Source organism: Acidovorax sp. Root402 (assembly GCF_001425125.1).
Lineage (GTDB): Bacteria > Pseudomonadota > Gammaproteobacteria > Burkholderiales > Burkholderiaceae_C > Acidovorax > Acidovorax delafieldii.
Genome location: NZ_LMDQ01000013.1, coordinates 598,160 through 610,811 on the forward strand (window position 1 = coordinate 598,160; position 12,652 = coordinate 610,811).

General features: G+C 62.4%; 14 protein-coding genes. 5 read left to right on the forward strand and 9 right to left on the reverse strand.

All coding sequences use genetic code 11. From position 1 onward, the window contains the following. Positions 1–38: 38 nt before the first annotated feature. The 8 genes from leuD to grpE all read right to left on the reverse strand — a co-directional run bounded on the left by leuD (position 39) and on the right by grpE (position 8,795). Complete coding sequence (gene leuD / locus ASC83_RS10115; protein WP_056061459.1) at positions 39–689, reverse strand: 3-isopropylmalate dehydratase small subunit; 651 nt, start codon at positions 687–689, stop codon at positions 39–41. A gap of 11 nt (positions 690–700) precedes the next feature. Continuing rightward, positions 701–826, reverse strand: coding sequence for an entericidin A/B family lipoprotein (locus ASC83_RS10120; protein ID WP_005795904.1), 126 nt, complete (start codon positions 824–826; stop codon positions 701–703). Between the two features lie 69 nt (positions 827–895). Next, positions 896–2,317, reverse strand: a complete 1,422-nt coding sequence (leuC, locus tag ASC83_RS10125) for a 3-isopropylmalate dehydratase large subunit (protein ID WP_056061462.1) — start codon at positions 2,315–2,317, stop codon at positions 896–898. Positions 2,318–2,338: 21 nt separating this feature from the next. Then, the gene (locus ASC83_RS10130) at positions 2,339–3,316 is read right to left on the reverse strand and encodes a LysR family transcriptional regulator (protein WP_056061465.1); all 978 of its coding nucleotides are present in this window, start codon (positions 3,314–3,316) and stop codon (positions 2,339–2,341) included. Positions 3,317–3,451: 135 nt separating this feature from the next. Then, positions 3,452–4,816 (reverse strand): MBL fold metallo-hydrolase, encoded by a 1,365-nt coding sequence (locus tag ASC83_RS10135; protein WP_056061466.1) that lies wholly within the window; start codon positions 4,814–4,816, stop codon positions 3,452–3,454. Positions 4,817–4,970: 154 nt separating this feature from the next. After that, complete coding sequence (gene dnaJ, locus ASC83_RS10140; RefSeq protein ID WP_056061470.1) at positions 4,971–6,116, reverse strand: molecular chaperone DnaJ; 1,146 nt, start codon at positions 6,114–6,116, stop codon at positions 4,971–4,973. An 84-nt stretch (positions 6,117–6,200) separates the two neighbouring features. Continuing rightward, complete coding sequence (gene dnaK / locus ASC83_RS10145) at positions 6,201–8,150, reverse strand: molecular chaperone DnaK (RefSeq protein ID WP_056061472.1); 1,950 nt, start codon at positions 8,148–8,150, stop codon at positions 6,201–6,203. Positions 8,151–8,243: 93 nt separating this feature from the next. Next, positions 8,244–8,795, reverse strand: coding sequence for a nucleotide exchange factor GrpE (grpE, locus tag ASC83_RS10150; protein ID WP_056061476.1), 552 nt, complete (start codon positions 8,793–8,795; stop codon positions 8,244–8,246). A gap of 308 nt (positions 8,796–9,103) precedes the next feature. Here grpE and rpsF point away from each other — a divergent pair, with 308 nt between their 5' ends. The 5 genes from rpsF to dnaB all read left to right on the forward strand — a co-directional run bounded on the left by rpsF (position 9,104) and on the right by dnaB (position 12,134). Further along, positions 9,104–9,481 (forward strand): 30S ribosomal protein S6, encoded by a 378-nt coding sequence (gene rpsF, locus ASC83_RS10155; protein WP_015013245.1) that lies wholly within the window; start codon positions 9,104–9,106, stop codon positions 9,479–9,481. 18 nt (positions 9,482–9,499) lie between these two features. Continuing rightward, positions 9,500–9,790 carry a primosomal replication protein N gene (gene priB, locus ASC83_RS10160; RefSeq protein ID WP_056061479.1) on the forward strand — a complete coding sequence of 97 codons (291 nt, stop codon included), beginning with the start codon at positions 9,500–9,502 and terminating at the stop codon, positions 9,788–9,790. A 17-nt stretch (positions 9,791–9,807) separates the two neighbouring features. Then, positions 9,808–10,089 (forward strand): 30S ribosomal protein S18, encoded by a 282-nt coding sequence (rpsR, locus tag ASC83_RS10165; protein ID WP_005795932.1) that lies wholly within the window; start codon positions 9,808–9,810, stop codon positions 10,087–10,089. Positions 10,090–10,101: 12 nt separating this feature from the next. Continuing rightward, complete coding sequence (gene rplI, locus ASC83_RS10170) at positions 10,102–10,554, forward strand: 50S ribosomal protein L9 (RefSeq protein WP_015013247.1); 453 nt, start codon at positions 10,102–10,104, stop codon at positions 10,552–10,554. 167 nt (positions 10,555–10,721) lie between these two features. Next, positions 10,722–12,134: a replicative DNA helicase gene (gene dnaB, locus ASC83_RS10175; RefSeq protein ID WP_056061481.1), complete on the forward strand. Its 1,413-nt coding sequence runs from the start codon at positions 10,722–10,724 to the stop codon at positions 12,132–12,134. A gap of 131 nt (positions 12,135–12,265) precedes the next feature. Here dnaB and ASC83_RS10180 read toward each other — a convergent pair whose 3' ends face one another. Continuing rightward, positions 12,266–12,652: a hypothetical protein gene (locus ASC83_RS10180; protein ID WP_056061486.1), complete on the reverse strand. Its 387-nt coding sequence runs from the start codon at positions 12,650–12,652 to the stop codon at positions 12,266–12,268.

Here is a 12,652-nt window from a genome sequence, read left to right on the forward strand (position 1 = left end):
GATGTAGCGCTTGCGGCCGATTGGGCTGAATTTTTGAGTTACGACACCATGGTGTGTGCCAGCCAGGGCTTGGTGGCAAGACGCTGGGCTTCAAAGGCCTTGATCTTGTCCGACTGGCGCAGGGTCAGGCCAATGTCGTCAAAACCATTGAGCAGGCAGTACTTGCGGAAGGCTTGCACGTCGAACGGGATCTCTTCGCCCTGGGGGCGCACGATGACCTGGCGCTCCAGGTCGATGGTGAGCTGGTAGCCGGGGAAGGCCAGCACTTCGTCGAACAGCTGGGCCACTGTGGCCTCGGGCAGCACGATGGGCAGCAGGCCGTTCTTGAAGCAGTTGTTGAAGAAGATGTCCGCAAAGCTGGGCGCGATGATGGCGCGGAAGCCGAACTGATCCAAGGCCCACGGCGCGTGCTCGCGGCTGGAACCACACCCGAAATTCTTGCGTGCGATGAGGATGCTGGCGCCTTGGTAACGCGGCTGGTTCAGCACGAAGTCGGGATTGGGCTTGCGACTGGCGGGGTCCTGGCCGGGCTCGCCGTGGTCCAGGTAACGCCATTCGTCAAACAGGTTCACGCCAAAGCCGGTCTTCTTGATCGACTTGAGGAACTGCTTGGGGATGATGGCGTCGGTATCGACGTTCTCGCGATCCATGGGGGCCACAAGGCCCTTGAGCAAGGTGAATTTTTGCATGGCGGTATCAGTTACTTGGCGGCCCGCTCGATGGCGCTGCCGGCTTTGCCAATGTCCTGGCCCACACCCTTGACGGTGTTGCAGCCAGCCAGCACAAAGGCCAGGGACAGGGCGATGAGGGTGGCGGTCTTTTTCATGACAAGGCTCCTTCAGGCGGTTGGGGCAGTAGAGAGGACAACGGGCGGATGATGGGATGAATGATCAGCTCAGGTGAACTGGCGGATGTCCACAAAGTGGCCGTGCACCGCAGCGGCTGCGGCCATGGCCGGGCTCACCAGGTGCGTGCGGCCGCCAGCACCCTGGCGGCCTTCAAAGTTGCGGTTGCTGGTGGAGGCGCAGCGTTCGCCGGGCTCCAGCCGGTCGGCGTTCATGGCCAGGCACATGCTGCAACCGGGCTCGCGCCACTCGAAGCCTGCGGCCACAAAAATCTTGTCCAGGCCCTCGCGCTCGGCCTGCTCTTTGACCAGCCCCGAGCCGGGCACCACCATGGCCAGCTTCACATTGCTGGCCACCTTGCGGCCCAGGTTCTTCACCACGGCGGCGGCTTCGCGCATGTCTTCGATGCGGCTGTTGGTGCAGCTGCCGATGAACACCTTGTCGATGGTGATGTCATTGATCGGCTTGCCGGGCTGCAGGCCCATGTAGGTCAGCGCGCGCTCGATGGCGCCACGCTTGTTGGTGTCCTTTTCCTTGTCCGGGTCGGGCACGCGGGCGTCCACGCCCAGCACCATCTCGGGGCTGGTGCCCCAGGTGACCTGCGGCACGATGTCGGCCGCATCAAGCTTGACCACGGTGTCGAACTTTGCGTCGGCGTCGGAGTGCAGCGTCCTCCAGTACGCAACGGCCTGGTCCCATTCCACGCCCGTGGGCGACAGGGGGCGGCCCTTGACGTATTCAATGGTCTTGTCGTCCACCGCCACCAGACCCGCGCGAGCACCACCTTCGATGGCCATGTTGCACACGGTCATGCGGCCTTCCATGCTCATCGCGCGGAAGACAGAACCTGCAAATTCAATGGTGTAGCCCGTGCCGCCGGCCGTGCCGATCTTGCCGATGATGGCCAGCACCACGTCCTTGGGGGTCACGCCTTTGGCCAGCGTGCCATCGACCTGCACCAGCATGTTCTTGGCCTTTTTGGCCAGCAGGGTCTGCGTGGCCATCACGTGCTCGACCTCAGAGGTGCCGATGCCGTGGGCCAGTGCGCCAAACGCGCCGTGGGTGCTGGTGTGGCTGTCGCCGCAGACCACGGTCATGCCGGGCAGGGTGGCACCGTTTTCAGGGCCAATGACGTGCACGATGCCCTGGCGCTTGTGCATGAACGGGAAGAACGCGGCGGGTGTGATCTGCGCGATGTTGTCGTTCAGCGTGGTGATCTGTTCCTTGCTGATCGGATCGGTGATGCCGTCGTAGCCGTTTTCCCAGCCCGTGGTGGGCGTGTTGTGGTCGGCCGTGGCCACGATGGAACTCATGCGCCAGACCTTGCGGCCCGCTTCGCGCAGACCTTCGAATGCCTGAGGGCTGGTGACTTCATGCACCAGATGGCGGTCGATGTAGAGGATGGAGGTGCCGTCCTCTTCGGTGTGGACGACATGCTCGTCCCAGATCTTGTCGTACAGGGTGCGTCCCATGGCGTGGCTTTCTTTCTGCTTTCAGGTGGGTGATTGGATTTTAGTGTCGGGGGCCGGGTGCGCCGGGGCGGGTTCTGCCCGGGGTGAGAGGTGTTCCACCAGCAAACGCGCGGTGACGGGCAGGGCGTCAAAGTCGCGGGCTACTACGCGCAGTTCGCGGTGGGCCCAGGCATCGGTCAGCGGGATGGCTTGCAGGTTGCCCACGCCGCGCATCAGCGCAAACGCCCGGTCGGGCAGCAGGCCCACGCCCAGGCCGTTGTCGATCATGCGGCACATGGCGTCCAGCCCCGTCACCTGGATGCGCTGGCGCAGGGGGCGCCCGGCTGCGGCAGCGGCCGCGCGCATGGCCAGGCTGATGCTGCTGTTGGCGTGCAGGCCCACAATGTCCCAGTCCAGGACTTCTTCAAAATTGATAGCATCCAGAGCAGATAAATCATGCACTCGGGGCACAACCAGCACCAAATTGTCGGCACGGTAGGGCCTGCTCTGCAGCTCCAGGGCTCCGCCCCCGTTCGCCATGCCGATGTTGCAGATGCCCAGGTCGGCGGCTCCCTCTTGCACGGCGTGCAGCACATCGCTGGAGAGGTGCTCCTGCAGGTCGATCTTGATCTGGCTGTGCTCGCGCGCGAAGGCGCCCAGGTCTTCGGGCAGAAACTGGAAGATGGCCGAGATGTTGGCGTGCATGCGGACATGGCCGCGAACGCCGTCGGCGTATTCACTCAGTTCGCCCTGCATGCGCTCCAGGCCAAACAGCACGGTGCGCGCATGATGCAGCAGGCTCTCGCCAGCGGGCGTGAGCGTCACACCCCGGCTGTGGCGGTAGAGCAGGGCGGTGTCTACAGCCGTTTCCAGGTCCGACAGGCGCTTGCTGACCGCCGATGCTGCAATGAATTCGCGCTCGGCGGCGCGGCCGATGCTGCCCAGCTCGCACACCGCCACAAACAATTGCAGCGAGGTGAGGTCAATACGGCGCGCAAAACTGCGCTCGGAGCTTTTCATGGGGTTTTGACTTCTCAAAAAGAGAAGGTTTCATATTTTCTCCCCATTGTTGGTGATTTGTCATCGCGATACGCGATGGCTGCGATGCCCTTCTGCGCGAGAGCGGCTCTCCTGGAGTGCAGAAAGAGACCGGGCTCAGGCCGCGCAGGTGCTGCCGTGCTCTGGCACTGAGGCCCGCCAGCGCAATTCGTGTTCTATGCGCTGGCGCAGCAGGTCTGCGGCGCCCATTTCGCCATGCACCACATACACCTGGTCGGGCGCGTGCCCCATGCTGCGCAGCCAGGCGATGAGCTGGTTGCCGTCGGCGTGGGCCGATGCGGAAGACAACTTGACCACTTCGGCGCGCACGGCCACGTCCTGGCCGTGAATGCGGATGGTCCGTTCGCCCTCAGCCAGCCGCGCGCCGCGTGTGCCCGGCGCCTGGTGCCCGGTCAGAATGATCATGTTGCGGTGATCGCCAGCGTGCAGCGCCAGGTGGTGCAGCACGCGTCCTCCGGTAGCCATGCCACTGGCCGACAGGATGACCATGGGACCATGCAGTTTGGCCAGTCCTTTGGATTGCTCGGGGGTCTGGACCATGGTGGCGCCATGCTCTAGCGCCTGCACCTCGCGGCCGCTCAGGCGGTGTTCCTGCATATGGTGCTGGAACAGCCCGGTGGTGCTCACGGCCATGGGGCTGTCGAGGAATACCTTGAGCGATGCAGGCACCACGCCCTGCGCCTTCAGCAGCCCGATGGCGTGCAGCACGGCCTGTGCGCGGCCCACGGCGAAGACGGGCACCACGGCGATGCCCCCGCGTGCGGCCAGGCGCTGCAGTGCGGGGCCCAGTTCGTCGAGCAGACCTTCGGGCGGGTGCTCGCGGTCGCCATAGGTGGATTCGATGAGCACGGTGTCCGCCTGGGCCGGGGCGTCCGGTGGATTCATCAGCAAGTCGTCTGGCCGGCCCAGGTCGCCAGAGAACAGGATTCGCCTGCCTCCGACCTCCAGCAGCACGCAGGCCGCACCCAATATGTGGCCTGCGGGCGAAAACGTCACGCGCCAGCCGGGCAGGGGCTCGAACGCCTTGTGGAAGGCATGGATCTGGAATTGCTTGAGGCAGTGCAGCGCGTCGAGCCGGGTATACAGGGGCAGGGCGGGGCTGTGGCTGCTGAGTTGGTGGCGGTTGAGGAAGGCCGCGTCCTCTTCTTGCAGGTGCCCGCTGTCGGGCAGCAGGATGGTGCACAGGTCACGTGTGCCCGGGGTGCAGTGGATGGCGTGGGCGTAGCCGTCGCGCGCCAGCAGCGGCAGGTAACCGCTGTGGTCCAGGTGGGCATGGGTCAGCACCACGGCGTCGATCTGGTGCGGCGTGATGGGCAGGGGCTGCCAATTGCGCAGGCGCAACTGCTTGTAGCCCTGGAACAGGCCGCAATCGACCAGCAGGCTCTTGCCGTTGTAACGCACCAGGTACTTGGAGCCGGTGACGGTGCCGGAGCCCCCCAGGAAGGTGATGTTGACGTTCATGTGCCCAGACTCCCGGGTGATCATCGATGATGACCATCCTACTGGTCGGATTGCGCCTGCGGACGTTGCCAGGGGGTTTCTTGCCTTGCATCAAGAAAAAACCGCCTGCGGCCTTGGGGCTGCAGGCGGTTTTTGGCGGGAAACCCGTGCGTGATCAGCTGAAGAAGTTCTTCAACCGGTCCGTCCAGCTCTCGCCGCTGGGCGAATGGCGTGCGCCGCCCTTCTTGAGGGAGTCTTCCAGCTCGCGCAGCAGCTTGCGCTGGTGTTCGGTGAGCTTGACGGGTGTCTCGACCGCAATGTGGCAGTACAAGTCACCTGGGTAGCTGGCGCGCACACCCTTGATGCCCTTGCCGCGCAGGCGGAACTGCTTGCCGGCCTGGGTGCCTTCGGGGATGTCGATGGCCGCTTTGCCTTGCAGGGTGGGCACCTCGATCTCGCCACCCAGCGCCGCTGTGATGAAGCTCACCGGTACCTGGCAGTGCAGGTCGTCGCCGTCGCGCTCGAAGATGTCGTGTTTCTTCAGGCGAATCTCGATGTACAGGTCGCCTGGTGGGCCGCCGTTGGTGCCCGGCTCGCCGTTGCCGGTGGAACGGATGCGCATGCCATCGTCGATGCCGGCAGGAATCTTCACTTCCAGCGTCTTCTGCTTCTTGAGCTTCCCTTGGCCATGGCAGGTGGTGCACGGCTCAGGAATGATCTTGCCCGTGCCACGGCAGTGGGGGCAGGTCTGTTGCACGCTGAAGAAGCCCTGGCGCATTTGCACGGTGCCCGCGCCCTGGCAGGTGCCGCAGGTCTTGGCGCTGGTGCCGGGTTTGGCGCCGCTGCCATGGCAGGTGTCGCAGGTGTCCCAGGACGGGATACGAATCTGCGCGTCCTTGCCGCGAGCTGCTTCTTCGAGCGTGATCTCCATGGCATAGCTGAGGTCACTGCCACGGTAGACCTGACGTCCACCGGCGCCGCGCCCGCGCCCGCCTTGTTGGCCGAACATGTCGCCAAAGATGTCGCCGAAGGCTTCCGCAAAACCGCCAAATCCTTCCGCTCCCGCGCCACCAGGGCCGCGCATGTTGGGGTCTACCCCCGCATGGCCATACTGGTCATAGGCCGCACGCTTTTGGGGGTCCGAGAGCATCTCGTAGGCCTCTTTGGCCTCCTTGAACTTCTCCTCGGCAGGCTTGGCTGCGTCCCCCTGATTGCGGTCAGGATGGTGCTTCATCGCCAGCTTGCGATAGGCCTTTTTGATTTCTTCGTCCGAGGCGTTCTTCGGAACGCCCAGGATTTCGTAAAAGTCTCGTTTGGACATAGTGATTCAGAACCCGGTTGGAACAGGAACGCCGCGCAGCCCCTGACGAGCATTGCGCGGCGGCTCGGGTCAACGGGGGCTCGTTCAGCCCTTCTTGACTTCCTTCACCTCGGCATCAACGACGTTGTCGTCGTCTGCGGGCTTGTTGGCTGCACCGGCCGATGCGCCTGCGGCGTCTGCACCACCGGCTGCCTGGGCGGCTTGCGCTGCCTGCGATTCGGCGTACATCTTCTCGCCCAGCTTCTGGCTGGCGGCCATCAGCGCGGTCGTCTTTTCGTCAATCGCGGCCTTGTCTTCACCCTTGAGGGCTTCTTCGAGGGCCTTCACGGCTGCAGCGATCGCGTCCTTTTCACCTGCGTCGAGCTTGTCGCCGTGTTCGGCCAGGCTCTTGTTGACGCTGTGCACAGCGGCTTCACCCTGGTTGCGGGCCTGCACCAGTTCCAGCTTCTTCTTGTCGTCCGCAGCGTTCAGCTCAGCGTCCTTCACCATCTTCTGGATTTCTTCTTCCGACAGGCCCGAGTTGGCCTTGATGGTGATCTTGTTTTCCTTGCCGGTGCCCTTGTCCTTGGCGCCCACGTGCAAGATGCCGTTGGCGTCGATGTCAAAGGAAACTTCGATCTGCGGAACACCACGTGCTGCGGGTGGAATGCCTTCGAGGTTGAACTCGCCCAGCAGCTTGTTGCCGGTGGCCATTTCGCGCTCGCCCTGGTAGACCTTGATGGTCACGGCAGGCTGGTTGTCGTCGGCCGTCGAGAAGGTCTGAGCGAACTTCGTCGGGATGGTCGTGTTCTTGGTGATCATCTTGGTCATCACACCGCCCAGGGTTTCGATACCCAGCGACAGGGGGGTCACGTCCAGCAGCAGCACGTCCTTGCGGTCGCCCGACAGCACTTGGCCCTGGATGGCGGCGCCCACGGCCACGGCTTCGTCAGGGTTCACATCCTTGCGGGGGTCCTTGCCGAAGAATTCCTTGACCTTCTCCTGCACCTTGGGCATGCGGGTCATGCCACCGACCAGAATCACGTCATGGATGTCGGACACCGACACGCCCGCGTCCTTGATCGCCATGCGGCAAGGAGCGATGGTGCGCTCGATCAGCTCTTCCACCAGTTGTTCCAGCTTGGAGCGGGTCAGCTTGATGTTCAGGTGCTTGGGGCCCGAGGCGTCGGCCGTGATGTAGGGCAGGTTGATGTCGGTCGCTGCCGAATTCGACAACTCGATCTTGGCCTTTTCGGCGGCTTCCTTCAGGCGTTGCAGGGCCAGGACGTCCTTGGACAGGTCCACGCCTTGTTCCTTCTTGAACTCGCCGATGATGAAGTCGATGATGCGTTGGTCGAAGTCCTCGCCGCCCAGGAAGGTGTCACCATTGGTCGACAGCACTTCGAACTGCTTTTCGCCATCCACGTCGGCGATTTCGATGATGGACACGTCGAACGTGCCGCCACCCAGGTCATACACGGCAATCTTGCGGTCGCCCTTTTCCTGCTTGTCGAGGCCAAAGGCCAAGGCCGCAGCGGTGGGCTCGTTGATGATGCGCTTGACATCAAGGCCAGCGATGCGGCCAGCGTCCTTGGTAGCTTGGCGCTGGGCGTCGTTGAAGTAAGCGGGCACGGTGATGACGGCTTCCGTCACGGGCTCGCCCAGGTAGTCTTCAGCCGTTTTCTTCATCTTGCGCAGGATGTCTGCGGACACCTGCTGGGCCGACAGCTTGTTGCCACGCACTTCGATCCAGGCGTCGCCGTTGTCGGCAGCCACGATCTTGTAGGGCATCAGGTCGATGTCCTTTTGCACTTCTTTTTCGGTGAACTTGCGGCCGATCAGGCGCTTGACGGCGTACAGCGTGTTCTTGGGGTTGGTCACGGCCTGGCGCTTGGCCGAGGCGCCGACGAGGATCTCGCCGTCTTCCTGGTAGGCCACGATGGAGGGCGTGGTGCGTGCACCTTCGCTGTTTTCAATCACGCGGGTCGTGTTGCCCTCCATGATGGAAACGCAGCTGTTGGTGGTGCCCAGGTCAATGCCGATGATTCTTCCCATGATTTTTCTCCGAATGCTTGAATGGTTTGGATGGCTAGTAACTTGTGGATAACTTGGTTTGCTTCAAGTCTTCCAGGTCGATTTTTTTGAGGCTTACTTGGGCGCAGTCACGGTGACCAACGCCGGGCGCAACACGCGCTCCGCGATCACGTAGCCCTTTTGCAGCACAGCCACCACCGTGTTGGCTTCTTGCTCCGCGGGCACCACGCTGATGGCCTGGTGCTGGTGGGGGTCGAACTTGGCGCCTGCGGCCGGGTTGATGGCCACCACCTTGTTGCGCTCCAGCGCAGACGTCAACTGGCGCAAGGTGGCGTCGGCGCCTTCGCGCAGCTGCTGGGGCGTGGCCTCCTTGATGGCCAGGGCCGCGTCCAGGCTGTCAGCCACGGGCAGCAGGCTCTCGGCAAAACTCTCGATGCCGAACTTGCGGGCCTTGGACACTTCCTCCTCAGCGCGGCGGCGGGCGTTCTCCGCCTCGGCCTTGGCGCGCAGGAACTGGTCCGCCAGATCGGCACTTTTGGCCTTCAGCTCGGCCAGTTCGCCCTGCAGGCGTGCCAGCTCATCGGAGGCGTGGGCGGCCATGGCGGCTTCGACTTCTTCGGGGGCGGGGGCGCTTGGGGCGGGGTTGGTTTGGCTGTGGTCTGACATGTCAGGATTTGAAGAGGTAAAAAAGCAGTACGCGCGGCATCTGAGGGCTTGCCGGGAAATATCAAGGTCTGCGCCAGGGATTTGTCGTTACGACGGCCCCGGGTTGGCGCAAGTGGTTGTAAGGCATGTCGGCCCAACCGCCGTTTTTGCAAGGGCCGCACCTTCCATGGCTGGACAAATGGGGTGTGGACGATGCTGTAGCGAGTGTGCTGAGTGTACAAGCGCAAGCGGTCGGGTTATAATCGCAGGCTTTCCCTTGCCACACCACTTCTAGACGCGGTGGGTGGTCTCACCCAAAAGGAGTCTGCATGCGTCATTACGAAATCATTTTGTTGATCCATCCGGATCAAAGCGAACAAGTTCCAGCCATGCTGGAGCGCTACAAGGGCATGATCACCGCTGGCGGTGGCAAGGTGCACCGCGTGGAAGACTGGGGCCGTCGTCAACTGGCGTACCTGATCAACAAGCTGGCCAAGGCCCACTACCTGTGCGTGAACATCGAAGCCGACCAGGCTGTGATGGCTGAACTGGAGCACGCCTTCAAGTTCAACGACGCAGTGCTGCGCCACCTGACCGTGCAAAAGAAGAAGGCTGAAACCGGTCCTTCCTCCATGATGAAGACCGTCGAGCGCGAAGAAGCCCGCAAGGCCAGCCAAGCTGAATACGCAGCGGCCGGCGAGCGCTGATCCTCTTCTCTCTTTGGAGTGGAGAACCGCGTCGTCTTGACCGCCTGTATCGCAGAGGCTGAGCCCCTGCGATATACGCCCGCCGGACTGCCTGCCCTCACGCTGCGCCTCGAACACGAGTCCCAGCAAACCGAAGCAGGCCACCCCCGCGAAGTCAAGGCCGCCATGAAAGCCACCGCATTTGGAGCGATGGCTGAGCGACTGGCAAGGCAAAACATCGGAAGTCTCTGGACTTTTCATGGATTTCTGGCCACACCGCGCAATGGCAAGACTGCAGTGCTGCACATCCAGGATATTCAACAAAATTAATTTTCAAGGGGTCCGCAATGGCCACGTTCAAGAAGTTCAACAAAGACAAGCGCCCAAAGCGCAACACACAGTCCCTGCTGTTCAAGCGCAAGCGCTTTTGCCGCTTCACGGTGACCGGTGTTGAAGAAATCGACTACAAGGATGTCGACACGCTGCGCGATTTCATCGCCGAAAACGGCAAGATCATCCCCGCACGCCTGACCGGCACGCGCGCCATCTTTCAGCGTCAGCTGAACACTGCCATCAAGCGCGCCCGCTTCCTGGCCCTGGTGCCTTACAGCGACCAGCACAAGATCTAAGGAGCACAACCCATGCAAATCATCCTGCTCGACAAGGTTGTGAACCTCGGCAACCTCGGTGAAATCGTCAAGGTCAAAGACGGCTACGCCCGCAACTTTCTGATTCCCGCTGGCCGCGCACGTCGCGCCACCGAAGCCGCCAAGGCAGAGTTCGAAGCCAAGCGCGCTGAACTCGAAAAGGCCGCCGCTGCCAAGCTGGCAGAAGCCCAAGCCCAAGGTGAAAAGCTGGCCGGCACCACCGTCAAGCTGACACAAAAGGCTGGCGTGGATGGCCGTCTGTTTGGTTCCGTGACCAACCATGACATCGCCGAAGAGCTGAACAAGCAAGGCTACAAGGTTGCCAAGTCGCAAATCCGCCTGCCCAACGGCCCGATCAAGGTCGTGAGCGACAGCGCTGTGAGCGTGGCTCTGCACACCGACGTGGTCGTGGAAGTCAACGTGTCGGTCTACGGCGAAACCGCCTGATCGTCCGTCAGGACCTCTCAAAAAAGCCGCCCTTGGGCGGCTTTTGTCTTTGTGTGACCGTAGTTTGTACACGGTTGCCCACGGGTTACCCCCGCCTTATCCACAGACTTGTGCCATGACGACACGCCGCGTGGGCGATAGCATGCCGGGTTAGCTCCAAGGATTCCATGTCTGCCGTTTTCCCACCCCTTGATGATGGATTCACGCCCGTGCCGGACCGTGAAATTGCCCAGTTGCGTGTGCCACCGCACTCCATCGAGGCGGAGTCCAGTGTGCTGGGTGGTCTGCTGCTGGACAACAACGCCTGGGACCGCGTGGGCGACCTGCTGGTAGAAAGCCATTTCTATCGCCACGAGCACCAAATGATCTACACGGCCATTGGCGCGCTGATCAATGCCAGCAAGCCAGCCGACGTGATCACGGTGTTCGAGCACCTGCAGAACCAGGGCAAGGCGCAGGAGATGGGCGGGCTGGCCTATCTGAACAATCTGGCGCAATACGTACCCAGTGCCAGCAATATTCGGCGCTATGCCGAAATCGTTCGCGAACGCGCCATCCTGCGCAAGCTGGTCACGGCCAGCGACGAAATTTCGACCAATGCGTTCAACCCCCAGGGCAAAACGGTGGAACGCATCCTGGACGAAGCCGAGGCCAAGATCTTTGCCATTGGCGAAGAGGGTTCGCGCACCAAGCAGGGCTTCCAGTCGCTCGATACGCTGGTGATTGACCTGCTCGACCGCGTGCAGGAGATGGCTGACAACCCTGTGGACGTCACGGGCGTCCCCACCGGCTTTGCCGACCTGGACCGCATGACCAGTGGCTTGCAGGCGGGCGACATGGTGGTGCTGGCAGCACGCCCGTCCATGGGCAAAACCTCGTTCGCGGTGAACATTGCTGAGCACGTGGCGCTCAACGAGGGCTTGCCGGTCGCCATCTTCTCGATGGAAATGGGCGCAGCTCAATTGGCGGTGCGTATTGTGGGCTCGATCGGCCGGGTGAACCAGGGCAACCTGCGCACCGGCAAGCTCACCGACGATGAATGGCCACGCCTGACCGAAGCCATCGAAAAGCTGCGCACGGTGTCGCTGCACATCGACGAAACCCCGGGCCTCACGCCCAGCGAGCTGCGTGCCAACGCGCGCCGTTTGGCGCGCCAGTGCGGCAAGCTGGGCCTGATCGTGGTGGACTACTTGCAGCTCATGAGCGGCTCGGGTTCGTCGGGATCGGACAACCGGGCGACGGAGCTGGGCGAAATTTCCCGGGGCCTCAAAATGCTGGCCAAGGAGCTGCAGTGCCCGGTGATCGCGCTGTCTCAGCTCAACCGCTCGGTGGAGCAGCGTACCGACAAGCGCCCCATGATGTCCGACCTGCGCGAATCGGGCGCCATCGAGCAGGACGCGGACATCATCATGTTCATCTACCGCGACGACTACTACAACAAGGACTCCAAGGAGCCCAACGTGGCCGAGGTCATCATCGGCAAACAGCGGAACGGCCCCACCGGAACGGTGAAGCTGTTCTTCCAGAAGAACCAGACGCGCTTTGAGAACCTGGCGATGGGTTCCGGCGACGATTTCTAATAAAAAAATAGCTGCTAGCGCCGGTTTTATATGCGCTAGCAGCTATTGAATTTATAGCTAACAAGTTCTGGCGCCATGCCGTACAGTGCCCGTGGTTCCAGGCTCCCGGCATGCGCGGTATCGCTATTGCACTATTGAGTTAGTACCCACACCAGCAAACCGGCGCAAGCCACTGCGAGCATGCTCACCGCCACGGTGAGCCATTGCTGGCGTCGGCGCTGCACTTCCACCGCTTGCACCACCTGGGCATGCTGTTCGGCCAGGGACTGGATCAGCATGGCGGACTCTTGCTGCTCCCGCTCCAATTGCGCCACGCGGTCACGCAGATGCTGAAGCTGCAAGGCCACCGGAATGGCGGGCTCGCCAACGGCACCATCGAGTGCAGCCGTCGCCGCTTCGGCCTTCCCTTTTTGGGTGGTGCCCAGCAGCTTCTTGGCCGCCTGCAGGATCTGGGGCGTCGCCTCGATGACGTCGCCCCAGGGCACCAGTTTCAGTGCTGCAACCCAGCCCGCTGCCAA

What these genes read in the sequence shown, in the direction of transcription:
- leuD (WP_056061459.1), bottom strand. Translation starts at nt 689, where the DNA reads ATGCAAAAATTCACCTTGCTCAAGGGCCTTGTGGCCCCCATGGATCGC.
- ASC83_RS10120 (WP_005795904.1), bottom strand. Translation starts at nt 826, where the DNA reads ATGAAAAAGACCGCCACCCTCATCGCCCTGTCCCTGGCCTTTGTGCTG.
- leuC (WP_056061462.1), bottom strand. Translation starts at nt 2,317, where the DNA reads ATGGGACGCACCCTGTACGACAAGATCTGGGACGAGCATGTCGTCCAC.
- ASC83_RS10130 (WP_056061465.1), bottom strand. Translation starts at nt 3,316, where the DNA reads ATGAAAAGCTCCGAGCGCAGTTTTGCGCGCCGTATTGACCTCACCTCG.
- ASC83_RS10135 (WP_056061466.1), bottom strand. Translation starts at nt 4,816, where the DNA reads ATGAACGTCAACATCACCTTCCTGGGGGGCTCCGGCACCGTCACCGGC.
- dnaJ (WP_056061470.1), bottom strand. Translation starts at nt 6,116, where the DNA reads ATGTCCAAACGAGACTTTTACGAAATCCTGGGCGTTCCGAAGAACGCC.
- dnaK (WP_056061472.1), bottom strand. Translation starts at nt 8,150, where the DNA reads ATGGGAAGAATCATCGGCATTGACCTGGGCACCACCAACAGCTGCGTT.
- grpE (WP_056061476.1), bottom strand. Translation starts at nt 8,795, where the DNA reads ATGTCAGACCACAGCCAAACCAACCCCGCCCCAAGCGCCCCCGCCCCC.
- rpsF (WP_015013245.1), top strand. Translation starts at nt 9,104, where the DNA reads ATGCGTCATTACGAAATCATTTTGTTGATCCATCCGGATCAAAGCGAA.
- rpsR (WP_005795932.1), top strand. Translation starts at nt 9,808, where the DNA reads ATGGCCACGTTCAAGAAGTTCAACAAAGACAAGCGCCCAAAGCGCAAC.
- rplI (WP_015013247.1), top strand. Translation starts at nt 10,102, where the DNA reads ATGCAAATCATCCTGCTCGACAAGGTTGTGAACCTCGGCAACCTCGGT.
- dnaB (WP_056061481.1), top strand. Translation starts at nt 10,722, where the DNA reads ATGTCTGCCGTTTTCCCACCCCTTGATGATGGATTCACGCCCGTGCCG.